Annotated in this window: 13 protein-coding genes; 7 read left to right on the top strand and 6 right to left on the bottom strand. The window is 73.3% G+C overall.

Annotated features, from left to right (window positions below):
* Positions 1-40: 40 nt before the first annotated feature.
* The 3 genes from ACN267_RS20685 (at position 41) to ACN267_RS20675 (ending at position 4,528) form a co-directional block, all read left to right on the top strand.
* A complete protein-coding gene (locus ACN267_RS20685) occupies positions 41-1,003 on the top strand; it encodes a DMT family transporter (RefSeq protein WP_421489390.1) in 963 nt (320 codons plus the stop codon).
* A 103-nt stretch (positions 1,004-1,106) separates the two neighbouring features.
* Positions 1,107-3,314: an APC family permease gene (locus ACN267_RS20680; RefSeq protein ID WP_421489389.1), complete on the top strand. Its 2,208-nt coding sequence runs from the start codon at positions 1,107-1,109 to the stop codon at positions 3,312-3,314.
* Positions 3,315-3,385: 71 nt separating this feature from the next.
* Positions 3,386-4,528: a helix-turn-helix domain-containing protein gene (locus ACN267_RS20675; RefSeq protein WP_421489388.1), complete on the top strand. Its 1,143-nt coding sequence runs from the start codon at positions 3,386-3,388 to the stop codon at positions 4,526-4,528.
* A 596-nt stretch (positions 4,529-5,124) separates the two neighbouring features.
* Here the strand turns inward: ACN267_RS20675 and ACN267_RS20670 are convergent.
* Positions 5,125-5,949 (bottom strand): SDR family NAD(P)-dependent oxidoreductase, encoded by an 825-nt coding sequence (locus ACN267_RS20670; RefSeq protein ID WP_421490463.1) that lies wholly within the window; start codon positions 5,947-5,949, stop codon positions 5,125-5,127.
* Positions 5,950-6,077: 128 nt separating this feature from the next.
* The gene (locus ACN267_RS20665) at positions 6,078-6,638 is read right to left on the bottom strand and encodes a DUF4190 domain-containing protein (protein WP_204961914.1); all 561 of its coding nucleotides are present in this window, start codon (positions 6,636-6,638) and stop codon (positions 6,078-6,080) included.
* Between the two features lie 116 nt (positions 6,639-6,754).
* Here ACN267_RS20665 and ACN267_RS20660 point away from each other — a divergent pair, with 116 nt between their 5' ends.
* Positions 6,755-7,660, top strand: coding sequence for an SDR family NAD(P)-dependent oxidoreductase (locus ACN267_RS20660; RefSeq protein ID WP_204961915.1), 906 nt, complete (start codon positions 6,755-6,757; stop codon positions 7,658-7,660).
* Here ACN267_RS20660 and ACN267_RS20655 read toward each other — a convergent pair whose 3' ends face one another.
* The 4 genes from ACN267_RS20655 to trxA form a co-directional block, all read right to left on the bottom strand.
* Positions 7,661-7,894, bottom strand: coding sequence for a DUF4190 domain-containing protein (locus ACN267_RS20655; RefSeq protein WP_307821489.1), 234 nt, complete (start codon positions 7,892-7,894; stop codon positions 7,661-7,663).
* Positions 7,895-8,482: 588 nt separating this feature from the next.
* Positions 8,483-8,890, bottom strand: coding sequence for a CoA-binding protein (locus ACN267_RS20650; protein ID WP_281900713.1), 408 nt, complete (start codon positions 8,888-8,890; stop codon positions 8,483-8,485).
* 93 nt (positions 8,891-8,983) lie between these two features.
* The gene (locus ACN267_RS20645; RefSeq protein ID WP_204961918.1) at positions 8,984-10,030 is read right to left on the bottom strand and encodes an Rv2578c family radical SAM protein; all 1,047 of its coding nucleotides are present in this window, start codon (positions 10,028-10,030) and stop codon (positions 8,984-8,986) included.
* 84 nt (positions 10,031-10,114) lie between these two features.
* Entirely contained in the window at positions 10,115-10,477 is a 363-nt protein-coding gene (gene trxA, locus ACN267_RS20640; RefSeq protein WP_088647038.1) for a thioredoxin, read from the bottom strand.
* Positions 10,478-11,122: 645 nt separating this feature from the next.
* On the opposite strand from trxA, the gene ACN267_RS20635 reads away from it, so the two are divergent.
* The 3 genes from ACN267_RS20635 to ACN267_RS20625 all read left to right on the top strand — a co-directional run bounded on the left by ACN267_RS20635 (position 11,123) and on the right by ACN267_RS20625 (position 13,228).
* A complete protein-coding gene (locus tag ACN267_RS20635) occupies positions 11,123-11,614 on the top strand; it encodes a hypothetical protein (RefSeq protein ID WP_281900708.1) in 492 nt (163 codons plus the stop codon).
* A gap of 90 nt (positions 11,615-11,704) precedes the next feature.
* Complete coding sequence (locus ACN267_RS20630; RefSeq protein WP_204961920.1) at positions 11,705-12,328, top strand: TrmH family RNA methyltransferase; 624 nt, start codon at positions 11,705-11,707, stop codon at positions 12,326-12,328.
* A 198-nt stretch (positions 12,329-12,526) separates the two neighbouring features.
* Positions 12,527-13,228 (top strand): DUF6758 family protein, encoded by a 702-nt coding sequence (locus ACN267_RS20625; protein WP_307821490.1) that lies wholly within the window; start codon positions 12,527-12,529, stop codon positions 13,226-13,228.
* Positions 13,229-13,250: the final 22 nt, after the last annotated feature.

Genomic DNA, 13,250 nt, shown 5'->3' with positions numbered 1-13,250 from the left:
TGCACCCGACCCGTCGCCGCCCGTGTGAGGATGACCCACCGTGTCCTCCGCCGCACCGCCGCCGCGTCCGCCCGTCGATCCGCTCACCGTCGGCGTCCTCGTGCTCGCCGTCGCCTCGGTCTCGTCGTCGGCCCCGCTGATCGCGTTCGCGGCGGCACCGGCGCTGGCCGTGGCGTGCTGGCGCAACCTGCTCGCGGTCACCGTGCTCGCCCCGTTCACGGTGGCCCGTCGCCGGGCCGAACTGCGGGCCCTGACCGTGGGGGCGGGTCGCCGGGAGGGCTGGTACTGCGTGCTGTCCGGGGTGGCGCTGGCCGCGCACTTCGCCACCTGGATGCCGAGCGCCCAGCTCACCTCCGTGGCGGCAGCCACCGCGCTGGGCGCCACCCAACCGGTCTGGCAGGGGCTGATCGCCCGCTGGCAGGGCCGGCGGCTGTCGTACCCCGTCTGGGTCGGCATCGGGGTGGCGGTGACCGGTGCGGTGCTGGCCACCGGCGCGGACGTCGGCGTCTCCGGCCGGGCCTTCGCCGGTGACCTGCTGGCGGTGGTCGGCGGGATGTTCGCCGCCGTCTACACCGCGTTCGGCGAACGCGCCCGCGCCACCATCAGCACCGCCACCTACACCACCATCTGCTACGGGGTGTGCGCGGCGATCCTGCTGGTCGGCTGCCTGGTCGGCGGGGTACGGCTGCACGGGTACGGCACCAGCACCTGGCTGGCGATCGTCGGGCTGGTGGTGGGGGCCCAACTGCTCGGCCACTCGATGTTCAACCACGCGCTGCGCCGGGTGTCGGCGACCACCATCAGCGTGCTGATCCTGCTGGAGGCCCCCGGTGCGGCGCTGATCGCCTGGGCGTGGCTGGGGCAGCTGCCCCGCCCGTACGCGCTGCCCGGGTTGGCGCTGCTGCTCGCCGGGGTGGTCGTGGTGGTGCTCGGCGGTGCCCGTACGGGTCGGCGGGCCATCCCGGCCACGCTGCCCGCCACCGCCGTCCCGCCGGCACCCTGACCACCCGGTCCGGCTGCCCGCCCGCGATCCGTTCGCCGCGATTCCGCCGGAACGGCGGGCACGGGTCCCGTCCGCACGTGAGAGTGCGGGGGGAGGTGGGGCGATGGCGGGGCGCAGCGCGGACGACGACCGCAGCGGCACCGTGGTCACCCCGTCGGCCGAGTTCCCGCCGCTCACGCCGGCGGAGGTGGACGCCCTGCGCCGGGTCGGCGCGCACTGGCGGGTCGGTGCGCCGCCCGCCCTGCCGGTCGACCCGACCCTGGACCGCTACCGCAACCACCCCGCCCCGGGCCGGCTCAGCCGGCTGGCCCCGATCGCGCTCTTCCGGCCGGCACCGGGGGCACCGGCCGGCCGGGACGGGCTGGTCGCCGCCGAACGGGCCGACCAGCCGGACTCGCCCCTGGGCCGGCGGCTCGGCCGGGTCCGCCGGGTGCTCCTCGGCCCACCACTGGCCAGCGCCGCCGTGCTGCACGAGCGGATGCGCAAACTGGTGGCGCTGCCGGTGCTCTCCTCCGACCTGCTCAGCTCGGTCGCGTACGGGCCGGAGGCGTTGCTGACCGTGCTGGTGCTGGCCGGCAGCGGGGCACTGGGCCTGGCCCTGCCCCTGTCGGCCGGGCTGGTGCTGCTGATGGTCGCCGTCGGGATCTCGTACCGGCAGACCATCCCGGCGTACCCGCACGGGGCCGGGTCGTACCTGGTGGCGGGGGACAACCTGGGGGTCAGGGCGGGGCTGACCGCCGCCGCCGGGCTGATGCTCGACTACGTGCTGACCGTGTCGGTGTCGATCGCGGCGGGCGTGCACGCGATCACCTCGGCGCTGCCGGGGCTGACGCCGTTCGCCGTGCCGCTCGGGGTGCTGGTGATCCTGCTGCTGCTCGCCGGCAACCTGCGCGGGGTACGCGCCGCCGGCAACCTGTTCGTCCTGCCGACGTACGCCTTCGTGGCCGCCGTGCTGGGGTTGCTCGTAGTCGGCTACCTGCGGGCGGCGGGCCGGGGGTTCGCGTCGGTGGCCCCGCCGGTGGTGCCGGCGACCCAGGGGCTGGGGCTGCTGCTGGTGCTGCGGGCGTTCGCCTCCGGGGCGGTGTCGATGACCGGCATCGAGGCGGTCTCCAACGCGGTGCCCGCGTTCCGTACGCCGGAGTGGCGCAACGCGCGCACCACGCTGACCTGGATGGTGGCGATGCTGGTGGTCCTGTTCGCCGGGCTGACCCTGCTGATCCACCTGGCCGGGCTGGTGCCCCGACCGGGCGAGACGCTGCTGTCCCAGCTCGCCCGGGTGACCTTCCCCACCGGCCCCTGGTACGCCGTCGTCCAGGTGACCACCGCGCTGATCCTGCTGCTCGCCGCGAACACCGCGTTCAACGACTTTCCCCGGCTGCTGTTCTTCATGGCCCGCGCCGGTCACGCGCCCCGCCGCTTCCTGCACCTGGGCGACCGGTTGGCGTTCGGCAACGGCCTGGTCGCGCTGGCCGCGACCGCGGTCGTGGTGTTCGTCGCGTTCGGCGGGCACACCGAGAAACTGATCCCGTTGTACGCGGTGGGGGTGTTCCTCGCCTTCACCCTGTCGCAGAGCGGCATGGTGGTGCACTGGCGGCGGCACCGGGGCGGTGGCTGGCGGCGGCGGGCGCTGGTCAACGGGGTGGGCGCGGTGCTGTCCGGGCTGGTGCTGCTGACCGCGGCGGTGGCGAAGTTCACCGAGGGTGCCTGGGTGGTGGTGGTCGCCGTACCGCTGCTGGTGCTGCTCTTCGCCCGGATCCACCGGCACTACCGCACCCTGCACGCCGCCCTGGCCCTGCGCCCGCCACCTGCCGACCCCGTCCCGCCGGCCGCCGCCCGCGGACCCGCCGCCGGGCCGTCCGGCGCACCGGCGGGCCGGTCCGTCGAGGGCGAGGAGGTGCCGCAGGAACTGCGTCACCTGGTGGTGGTCCCGGTGGTACGCCTCAACCGCGCCTCGATGCGGGCCCTGGCGTACGCGGTGTCGCTGGGCCGACCGACGCTGGCGGTGCACCTCGCCCCGGAGGACGCCGAGGCGGACCGGTTCCGGGAGCAGTGGCGGGCCTGGGGGGACCACGTCCGGCTGGAGACGATCGTCTCGCCGTACCGGGCGGTGGTCGGGCCGCTGGCGCACTACCTGGAGGCGTTGCACGCCGCCGCGCCGGATCTGGTGCTGACCGTGGTGGTGCCGGAGGTGGTGCTGCGCCGGCCGTGGCACCGCCTGCTGCACAGCCGTACCGGCCAGCGGCTGCGCCGGGCGCTGCGCGCCCTGCCCGGTGTGGTGGTCACCACCGTCCCCGTCCACGTGCTTGAGTGAAGGCGGCAAGACGACCGGCGATTCGACCGATGGTGTCCTGTGTCACAGTTCGGGTGTGCGAGAATCGCACGGTGGCTGACATCGACGCGCGGACGCTGGGGGAGCGCATCCGGGATGCGCGTAAGCGTGCAGGCCTCAGTCAAGAGGACCTCGGGCACGCGGTAGGCATCGAACGAACGGTCATGAACAAGATCGAGAGTGGCATACGCAAGGTCACCGCGCTCGAACTGGCGGACATCGCCGGGGCGATCGGTGTACGCATGTCCACGTTCTTCGAGGAGCCTGTCCCCGCGCTCGTCGCCCATCGGTCCAGTCAGGGGCTGGACACCGCAGACTCGCAGGTCGACACCCTGCTGACCACGTTCGCCAGCGAGGTCGCATTCGTCGCGTCGTTGGGCGTCGACGAACTGGGGCTCGACGGTGCCGAGGCGGTCACCCAGGCCGGTATCACGACACCGTCGACCAATGCCGAGGCCGAGGCGTTCGCGGCGCAGGCGCGTGGCCTGCTGGCCTGCTCGGCAACGGAACCGATCAGTCGGTTCGTCGAACGGGTCGCCGCCGTCGGGCTCCTGGCGTTCTCTCGCGACATCGGCAAGGACACGGCGGACGCCGGGTCGGTCCTGCTGCCCCGGGGCGGTGTGTGCCTCGTCAACAGCCATATGAAGGTCGGTCGTAGGAGACTCGCCCTCGCGCACGAACTCGGTCACTATCTCATCGCGGACACTTACACCGTCGACTGGCGGGTGGCCGACCATTCCGATCAGGTGGTCCCCCTGGAGTCACGCCTCGACCGCTTCGCCCGCGCGTTTCTGCTACCCGAGGCCGCGATCACCCCGCAGTGGCAGGAAAAGGCGTCCCGGTCCGGGGAACGCGCTGCGGCGATTTACCTCGCGAGTGCCTACCGGGTCGACATGGCCACCCTCGCGACCCGCCTGAAGGAACTGGGCCTGGCCGACGCCGAGCGGGTGGCCGCGGTACGCCGATACCGTACGACCCAGACCGACATCGTGGAGATGGGTCTCAACGTCCCCCCGGAGGAACTGGCGGGAACGACGGTCCCTCGCCCGTTCGCCCGCGCGGTGCTGCGGCTGGTACGGGACGAGCGGATCAGCCGCGAACGTGCCCTGGACCTACTACAGGGCACGTTCGACGAGGCGGACCTGCCGCAGGTCCGGCAGCGACGGGCCGACGAGATCTGGCGTTTCGTGTCGTGACGGTTCCCGAGAACGCCCTGGTCTTCGACACCGGGCCGCTGCGTCATTTCGCTCAGCAGGGATGGTTGGGGGTCCTGCGTTTTCTCGCCGAGGACCGCCCTGTCTACGTCCCCGACAGCGTGGAGCGTGAACTCCAGCGTGCCGTCGAGCAGGTGCCGGCCGCCCGCGCGGTGCTCGACGCAGACTGGATCAAGGTCCACCGGTCGACCGATGTCGGTTTCGCCGAAGCCTTCGCCCACTATGCCGATCGGTTGGTGGTCGACGGCAGGAACATCGGCGAGTGCGGGGTGCTCGCCATGGGCCAGGTCTACAAGTGCGAGGTGGTGCTGGACGATGCCACGCCGCGCCAGATCGCCGAGGAAAAGGGCATCCGGGTCACGGCGACTGTCCCGCTGCTGTGCCAGGCGGTCCGCACGAAAATGCTCGCCGTGAAACGGTGGAGGAGTTGGTCGACCGGCTTCTGGAAGGCGAGTACTTCCTACCGTTCGGTGTCGGTGGGTTCCGTCGCCATGTTCTGGAGAACGGACTGCTTGAATACGACGAACTGTCTCCCCCGGCGTCATGATCGCAGGCGTGGGTGGCCGTTGCCGCCGCGGTCAGGTGTCGAGGCCGACGGCGGCGGCGCTGGCGGTCCAGAGGCGCGCGGCCAGCGCCGGGTCGGCGGCACGCGGCCAGGGCCGGCGCAGTCGCCGGTCGGCGTAGTAACCGCCGTCGACCAGCCGGGACGCGGGCTGGTTGGCCAGCCAGACCAGCGTCTCCGCGCCCTTCTCCGGGCTGCGGAACGGCATCACCCGCATGCCGAGGGCGACCAGCCGGCTGTCCGCGCCGAACCGGGTCCGCACCACCCCCGGGTGGAACGAGTACGCCGGCACGTCGGGCCAGCGCCGGGCGGCCTCGGCGGCGAACAGGATGTTGGCCTGCTTGCTGGTGCCGTACGCGCGCATCGGCCGGTACCGGCGCAGCGCGGCGTTGAGGTCGTCCGGGTCGAGGGTCCCGCTGCGGTGCGCGCCGGAGGCGGTCACCACCAGCCGGCCGACCCGGTCGACGAGCAGGTTGCTCAGCAGGAACGGGGCCAGGTGGTTGGCCTGGATCGACAGCTCGAACCCGTCGACCGTGGTGAGCGGCTCCAACACGATCGCCCCGGCGTTGTTCGCCAGCACGTCGATCCGGTCGTACGTCGCCCGCAGCCGCTCGGCGAGCCCGCGTACGTCGTCGAGCACGGCGAAGTCGGCGCGGAACAGTTCGGGGCGTTCGCCGGACGCCTCGCGTACCCGGTCACCGGCGGCCTGGAGGCGGGCCGGGTCCCGGCCGACGAGCGCCACCCGGTCGCCGCGCCGGGCCAGCGCCACCGCGGCGGCCAGGCCGATGCCCGAACTGGCCCCGGTCACCACCACGGTCCGCCGCCCGGTGGCATCTTCCACAGGTCCATTCACCCCGGTCACGGCACGAGGTTACCGTGGAGTCACCACGCCCACCGGGGCCGTACGGGTTCTCGTCACGTGCGGGTGACCGGGTGGGCCGCCCAGGGTGCCCGGGGCGGCCCCACCGCTCAGTACGAGGTGCCGTACCCGGTCGTCGACTCCTGGTTGGCCAGCCAGACGAAGAAGACCACGATGGCGATGGTGGCCAGCACCGCGATGACGGTGGAGATCCACCCGACGATGATGCCGGCGGTGGCGAAGCCCGCACCGCCCTCCCCCCGCTCCCGGATCTGCCGCCGGGCCACGTGGCCGAGGATCGCGCCGATGAGGCCGATGTAGCCGCCGAGTCCGTAACCGCACAGCCCGATCGCGCCGATGATCGAGACGATCATCGAGGCGATCGCGAGGCCGTTCTGCGGCGGCGGAGGCTGGTAGCCGCCGTAACCGGCGTACCCCATCGGCTGCGGGTAGCCGGGCTGCGGGTAGGCGGCAGCGGCGGCGTACGGGTCGACCGGGGCGGCCTGGGCGGGGATGCCCGGCGCGCCCGCGTACGGGTCGGCCGGGGCGTACGGGTCCTTCCCGACCGGTGGGGCGGAGATCGGCGGGCCACTGGCCGGCAGTGTCGGGTCGGGCTGCTGGGCCGACCAGGCCGGGTCCGACCAGCCGTCGGAGGGCGGGGGGTAGGTCATCTGATCTTCTCCGTCGCATGTAGGTGCGCCGTCAGGGTAGCCAGGACCGCACAGTGGTGGGGTCGGCCCCGTGGTGGCTCGTTGCCCGCGTCCGGTCGAGCGGGCAGGATGCCGGCATGGCTATCGACGCGCGTGGGGCCGACCGATCCGGCAGCCGACCGAGGCGGGACGTGAGCCGCCCCGGCCTTGCCCGGCGCACCCGTGCCACCACCGGCGGCAGCCAACCCGGCCAGGACGAGCCGGTGCCGCTGCCGGACCCGGTGACCATGCGGCTGGACGGCCGGGTCGCCCTGGTCACGGGTGCGGGCAGCGCCGACGGCATCGGGTACGCCACCGCCCGCCGCCTGGCCGACCTGGGCGCCCGGGTGGCGATCGTCTCCACCACCCGGCGTATCCACGAGCGGGCCGGTGAGCTGGGCGTGACCGGGTTCGTCGCCGACCTGACCGACGAGTCCGAGGTCGGCGCGCTCGCCGACGCGGTCGCCGAGCAGCTCGGCGACGTCGAGGTGTTGGTCAACAACGCCGGCCTGGCCAGCCGGGCCAGCCCCGAGGTGCTCCGCCCGGTGGCCCAGCTCAGCTACGACGAGTGGCGCGGCGAGATCGACCGAAACCTGACCACCGCGTTCCTGTGCAGCCGGGCCTTCATCAGCGGGATGGCCGAGCGGGGCTGGGGGCGGATCGTCAACCTCTCGGCGACCGCCGGCCCGGTCAACGCCCTGCCCACCGAGGCGGCGTACGCGGCGGCCAAGGCGGGGGTGGTCGGGCTGACCCGGGCCCTGGCGATGGAGATGATCGCCGACGGGGTGACGGTGAACGCGGTGGCCCCCGGCACCATCTACACGGCGGCCTCGACGATGGCGGAGCTCAAGCAGGGGCTCGGCACCCCGGTCGGCCGCCCCGGCACCCCCGACGAGGTGGCTGCCGCGATCAGCTTCCTCTGCTCGCCCGCGGCGTCGTACATCACCGGGCAGATGCTGGTGGTCGACGGTGGCAACAGCGTCCGGGAGGCGCAGTTCCGCTGATCAGTAGCCGGTGCCGGTGCTGCTGCCGACGCCGGCCACCACGACCAGGGCGAGCCAGCCGCAGCAGACGAGCACCCCGATCGCGGTGAACGCGTAACTGAGGACCAGCCCCCAGGTGGCGAGTTGGTCGCCGTCCTCGCCGGTCCGCCGGATCTGCCGTTTCGCCAGGTGGCCGAGGACGATGCCGGCCGGGGCGAAGACGAAGGCGAACACCAGGGACAGGATCGCCGGCACGTTGGTCCCGCCGCCACCGGGTGGTCCGTACGGCCCGGGTGGCGGGTGGCCCCACTGCTGTCCGCCCGGCGGCTGCCCCCACGGCGGTGGCTGTTCCCCAGCGGACGGCTGTTCCCAGGCTGCTGGCCCGCCCGGCGGCGTGACCGCCGGCTGCTCGCCCGACGGTGGCCGGCTCCAGCCGGGCGACCCGGACGGTGGGGCCGACCCGCCCGGCTCGCCGCCGCCCGGGAACTCACCGATGCGACCCGGCTCCGGCGGCCGGGCCGGGGCCGACGGCTCGGAGGGCGCGGACGGCTGCGCCCAGGGGGACGGCTCGGCAGGTGGGGCCCACGCTGACGGCTCGGGCCCGCTCGGGCTCCACGGTCCGTCCGGCGGGGTGGGCGCGGGCGGGGAGGCCGGTTCGTCGGACGGACGTCGGGGCGGCTCGTACGGTGACGGCGGCTGCTCCGGCTCCCCCGGTGGCGTACTCACGGTGCCCGCCCTCCGCCGCAGGTCAGTGGCCTCTCTACGGCGGACGCTACCGGCTGGCGGCGCGGCTTTTCACCCGGTTGACGCCACGTCACCTCGTCGGGGCGGGTGGCGGACCGGTCAGGGCAGCCGGGAGAGGTCGGCGGCGGCCCGCTCGATGATCAGGCAGCGGTCTTCGACGTAGTCCATGCCGGCCGCCTCGGCGATCCGCCGCGCCTCGGCGGAGACGATGCCGAGCTGGAGCCAGACCGCCGGTGCGCCGATGGTCGCCGCCTGCCGTACCACCTCGACGGCGTCCCGGGCCGGGCGGAAGACGTTCACCAGGTCCACCGGGTGCGGAATGTCGGCGAGCGACGGGTAGGCCCGCTCACCGAACAACTCGTCCACGGTCGGGTTGACCGGAATGATCCGCCAGCCGTACCGCTGCATCTGTGCCGGCACCCGGTGTGCGGCCTTGCCCGGGTCGCGGGAAGCGCCCACGACGGCGATCACGGCGGAGTCGGCGAGGAGCTGCTGTGCGGTCCGCATCCGCCGAGCCTAGCCCGATTCCGGGCGGGTGGGACCGGCCCGGCCGCCGGGGCACGGCTCTGCTTGCCCGTCGCGCGCGCTCGACGGGCCTGCTCAGAGCAGGGCGAGCTGTTCGGGGGCGGGTGCGGACGGTGGGGCCGGCACCCGATGGCTGTCGCCGCGCTCGCTCCGGTGCAGGCCGTGCCGGCGGGCCGCGATCCGCACCCGGGCGGTCAACTCCCGCTGGTACGCCTGCGGCGGGTAGGCCCCGGCGCGGTAGAGCTCGCGGTAGCGGGGGACCAGGTGCGGGAACTCCCGGCCCAGCCAGTGCGCGTACCACTGGCGGGCACCGGGGCGCAGGTGCAGGGCCAGCGGCGTGACACCGGTGGCGCCGGCGGCGGCGATGGCCGCGAGGGTGGCGTCGATCGACGCGTCGTCGTCGCTGAGGCCGGGCAGGATCGGCGCCATCAGCACCCCCACCTCGAAGCCGGCGTCGGTGAGCCGGCGGACCGCGTCGAGCCGGCGACGCGGGCTCGGGGTGCCGGGCTCCACCGCCCGCCACAGGGTCTCGTCGACGAAGCCCACCGAGAACGACAGGCTGACCCGGGTGACCTCGGCGGCCTGGCACAGCAGCGGCAGGTCACGCAGGATCAGGGTGCCCTTGGTGAGGATCGAGAACGGGTTGGCGAAGTCCCGCAGCGCCGTGATGATCGGCGGCAGCAGCCGGTAGCGGCCCTCGGCGCGCTGGTAGCAGTCGACGTTGGTGCCCATCGCGATCGGTGCGCCCCGCCACCGCGCGGCGGCCAACTCGCGCCGGACCAGCTCCCCGGCGTTGACCTTGACGACCACCTTGCGGTCGAAGTCCGCGCCCGCGTCGAGGTCGAGGTAGGTGTGCGAGTTGCGGGCGAAGCAGTAGACGCAGGCGTGGGTGCAGCCCCGGTACGGATTGATCGTCCAGCTGAACGGCACCCGCGACCCGGTCGGCACCCGGTTGATGATCGACTTGGCCTGCACCTCGTAGAAGGTCATGCCGGCGAAGTCGGGGGTGTCGAACGTGCGGGTGACCGCGCCGGGCAGCGCCAGCGGCAGGGGTGGCGTCGCTGGCGCTGCCCGGTCGGGACGCTCCTCGTCCGGGGGAGCGGAGAGGTGGTCCCAGCGCATGTCGTTATTCGAACATGTGTGCGAGCGCGACGCAAGTGAAACGCCGACGGCCGGACCGTGGGGCCCGACCGCCGGCGGCGGTGTTCAGTGCTGGTGGTTCGCCAGCTGCTTGCGGACGTCGTCCATGTCCAGGGCTTGGACCTGCTCGATCAGGTTCTCCAGGGCCGACTCGGGCAGCGCGCCGGGCTGGGCGAAGACGATCACGCCGTCCCGGATCGCCATGATCGTCGGGATCGAGCGGATGTCGAACTTGGCGCCCAGTTCCTGCTGCGCCTCGGTGTCGACCTTGCCGAAGGTGATGTCGGGGTGCTTCTCCGACGAGCGCTCGTAGACCGGGGCGAACCGCTTGCACGGGCCGCACCACTCGGCCCAGAAGTCGACCAGCACGATGCCGCTGCTCTCGGTCACCTCGTCGAAGTTGGCCGTGGTCAGCTCAACGGTTGCCATTGGACTCTCCGATCAGCGCGGATTGCTTTTTCCGTCCGGTAGAACCAGGTGGTACCCCGGCAAATTCCCGGGTGGGGCGTGCCGAAACCGGGCCGCTCCGGAGCTCCGATCATGCTCATCGAGCTGCATCTGTCGATGCGCGTGTGCGGACTGCACTTGCACGACGCATTTGCGTGACGGCCCGTGATGGGAGCGTTTCCAGGGAGATCGCCGCCCGGAGCAGCCAACATGCGCGAACTTGTCGCCTGACAAGGTACTACTTCACCTGCAGAGATCGCTCTCTCGTTGATCGTTAGTGACTCTGAGTATTGTTACGAAAAGATAAATGTGACCTCCGTCTCTGTTCGTTCATCGTCGTGGTGGGGCAGAATCTTCGACATCAGAGCGTGGGCGGCGGGTGCCGGGGAGGGCCCCGCCGCTCATTGCGTCTCCCCCCGGATGGGCCCGGGAGTGACATTTTCCTGTCACCCGCCAGCCGAGGTCTCCTTAATCAGCGGTAAGGCGTGTCGAGTCGTACTCGCCGCTGCCCGTCGACGACGGCGCGCGGGCACCCCGGCCGCGACACCGAACGGCCCACGGGCGCGGATCGCGCCGGGACGAGCCCGTCACCCGTCCGGCGGGCTTATGCTGACGGCGGAGGTCCTGATGAGCCACTCCCGCGCCGGAGAGCCGCCCTCTGCCGGACGGCGTGCCGCACCGCTGACCACCGCCACCTACTCCGCCACCGAGTGGGAACTGCTCACCACGCTGCCCGGCCGGGTGCTGGTGGCCGCCGCCTCACCCGGCCCCGGTCGCCCGACCCGGGACGTCACCGCCGGCCTCGTCGGGCTGGACGCTCTCGCCGCCGGCCGGGCCTCCGACAGCGACCTCGTCCGCGCCGTGGTCGCCGCGATCTACGCCCGGCACGACGGCGCGACCGCCGCGGTCGGCGGGCCCACCGGCCCGGCCGACCTGCCACCGGCCTGCCGGGCCGCCGTCCGGGTGCTGCGTCGACGGGCCGACCCCGCGGACTCCGCCGCGTACCGGCAGTGGGTGGAGTCGGTGGCGGTCCGGGTCTGCCGGACCGGTGCCCCCGACCCCACCGACAGGTGGTTCCTGGAACGCCTCGGCGACGCGTTGGGGCTGCGCGGGCGGTGAGGGCACCCCGGACCCGTGCGCACCCCCCGGGGTGACACCGGTCGGGGTGGCCTACGGGGGTCGCGGCGGCGGCCGTACCCTCTTGGAACCGTGACCGAGGACCAGCTCGACGTGGGTGTCGGACCGTGGCCGGGCGACCCGCCTGACGACCCGCGCTACGACCCGGAGCTGCTCGCCGCCGGCGACCGGCGCAACGTGGTGGACCGCTACCGCTACTGGCGGCGGGAGGCCGTCGTGGCCGACCTGGACGCCCGGCGGCACGACTTCCACGTGGCCATCGAGAACTGGCAGCACGACTTCAACATCGGCACGGTGGTGCGCAACGCCAACGCCTTCCTCGCGGCCGAGGTGCACATCGTCGGGCTGCGCCGGTGGAACCGTCGGGGTGCCATGGTCACCGACCGGTACCAGCACGTCAGGCACCATCCGACCATCGAGGAGTTCGTCGGCTGGGCCGCCGGGCAGGAGCTGCCGGTGGTCGGCATCGACAACCTGCCCGGTTCCCGGCCGTTGGAGACGATCACCCTGCCCCGGCGTTGCGTGCTGCTCTTCGGCCAGGAGGGGCCGGGGCTGTCCGCCGCCGCCCGCGCCGCCTGCGACCAGCTCTTCTCGATCGCCCAGTACGGCTCGACCCGGTCGATCAACGCCGGGGTGGCCAGCGGCATCGCCATGCACGCCTGGGTACGCGCCCACGCCGCCGCCCCGCCCGCCTGACCCGCCCGCCCTGCACCCGCCCGCCTGGCCCGCACCCGCCCGCCCCGCACCGGGCCGGCGTCCCCGCCCGGGCGACCGGCACTCGCGCCGGGCGGCCGGCCCCGGGAAATCGCCGCGTGGGCGCTGAGGTGCGGAAAGGGGCGGCACGGTCGTGGCGGCGGCTTGACGCCGGGCGCGTCGCCGGGCCACGGTGGGGATGTGAGTGTCGTGGTGAGTTGTCCGAGGTGTGCGGGTCAGGTACGCCCACCGGACCTGATGCACGGTGAGTCGCGTTGCGTCAGGTGCGGACCGGTGGCCCCGCTGCACGTGCCCGAGCACATCGACGCCGACATCGTGGCGAGCGTGGTGGACCGGGTGGCGGCAGAGAGCGACCCGCAGCGGCCCGCGCTGCCCCTGTGGTGCCCGTGGCCGCTGCCGTCCGGCTGGACGGTGACCGGGGTGGCCTGGGCTGGCGACGAGGCCGGTGGCGTGCGGGCCACGGCCGTCGCGTGCGCCGGGCCGGCCCCGCTCGGCGGTGGACCGGCCGAACTGGTCCTGGTGGCCGAGGAGCCGGGAGTGGGATTGGGCACCCGGTTCGCCGGGGTGGCCGGCCCGGATCCCGGTCCAGAGTTGACGGAGGTGCTGGCCGGGCCCGGTCCCGGCCCTGGTCACCCCGAGCATGTCGAGCCGGCGCGGATCAGGGTCGGGGGCCATCCGACTCCACTGTGGTTAATCAATTCGGCAACGGATCGAAGCGCGTACGCCGGTGAGGCTCGGGGAATGTGGCTCCATGCGATAGCCTGGCCGGCGAGCGCGGGTCACCTCCTCGCGGAAGATGTCGTCCTGCACGACCTCACCGAGTGGACTCCGCCCGAGCTCGTGTACGGCGCTCCGTCCCCGTACCTGCACGGAGGGGCTTGACGGCCCTCCCGGCGAGTCGGAG

Source organism: Micromonospora sp. WMMD734 (assembly GCF_049178975.1).
Taxonomy (GTDB): Bacteria; Actinomycetota; Actinomycetes; order Mycobacteriales; family Micromonosporaceae; genus Micromonospora; species Micromonospora wenchangensis.
The sequence above is the reverse complement of the archived record's forward strand: the minus strand, read 5'-3'. Positions and strand labels throughout refer to the sequence as shown.

Bases quoted from the DNA above. Each gene is read 5' to 3' on its own strand.
- ACN267_RS20680 (WP_421489389.1), top strand. From the start codon at position 1,107: ATGGCGGGGCGCAGCGCGGACGACGACCGCAGCGGCACCGTGGTCACC.
- ACN267_RS20665 (WP_204961914.1), bottom strand. From the start codon at position 6,638: ATGACCTACCCCCCGCCCTCCGACGGCTGGTCGGACCCGGCCTGGTCG.
- ACN267_RS20660 (WP_204961915.1), top strand. From the start codon at position 6,755: ATGGCTATCGACGCGCGTGGGGCCGACCGATCCGGCAGCCGACCGAGG.
- ACN267_RS20650 (WP_281900713.1), bottom strand. From the start codon at position 8,890: ATGCGGACCGCACAGCAGCTCCTCGCCGACTCCGCCGTGATCGCCGTC.
- ACN267_RS20645 (WP_204961918.1), bottom strand. From the start codon at position 10,030: ATGCGCTGGGACCACCTCTCCGCTCCCCCGGACGAGGAGCGTCCCGAC.
- trxA (WP_088647038.1), bottom strand. From the start codon at position 10,477: ATGGCAACCGTTGAGCTGACCACGGCCAACTTCGACGAGGTGACCGAG.
- ACN267_RS20635 (WP_281900708.1), top strand. From the start codon at position 11,123: ATGAGCCACTCCCGCGCCGGAGAGCCGCCCTCTGCCGGACGGCGTGCC.